Origin of the sequence: Microvirga zambiensis WSM3693 (assembly GCF_016735695.1) — a bacterium.
GTDB lineage: Bacteria > Pseudomonadota > Alphaproteobacteria > Rhizobiales > Beijerinckiaceae > Microvirga > Microvirga zambiensis.
The window spans coordinates 1-510 of sequence record NZ_JAERQD010000254.1; the positions used below are offsets into that span (position 1 = coordinate 1).

General features: G+C 66.5%; 1 protein-coding gene. It reads left to right on the forward strand.

The genetic code is table 11. The annotated features are described in order from the left end of the window. Positions 1-46 precede the first annotated feature (46 nt). Positions 47-510: helix-turn-helix domain-containing protein (locus JKL46_RS35160; protein WP_201843094.1), on the forward strand; the 464-nt coding region annotated here is incomplete at its 3' end.

Sequence of the window (510 nt, forward strand, 5' to 3'; positions counted from 1 at the left end):
GACGGATTCAAACGGTCGTCGCAACACCCTGAAGGAGGAGGTTGCGATGAGCATTCGAAAGCGGCGGTCGGATCGATCTGGACGAGCGCCGCTACCGTCGCCAGGTCGGCCCCCTGTGGCGGGACGCGATGAAGGGCGTCGGTTTTGGCTTGCGATCGCAACGGGGATGAGCAGCGAGGATGCTGCGGTCGAGGCCGGTGTGTCACACCCTGTCGGGTACAGGTGGTTCCGAAAGGCAGGTGGCATGCCCCCAGCGATGTTCAGATCTTCAGCCAAGCCGCCCTCCGGGCGGTACCTGTCGCTGCTGGAGCGCGAGGAGATTGCGCTTCTGCGGGTCCAGGGCCAGTCCATGCAGGAGATCGGGCGCCGGCTCGGTCGATCTGCCTCGACGATCTCCCGGGAGTTGCGGCGCAACGCAGCCACCCGCAGCGGTGGACTGGAGTATCGCGCGACGACCGCCCAGTGGCATGCCGAGCGATCAGCCCGTCGCCCGAAGCCGACGAAGCTTGC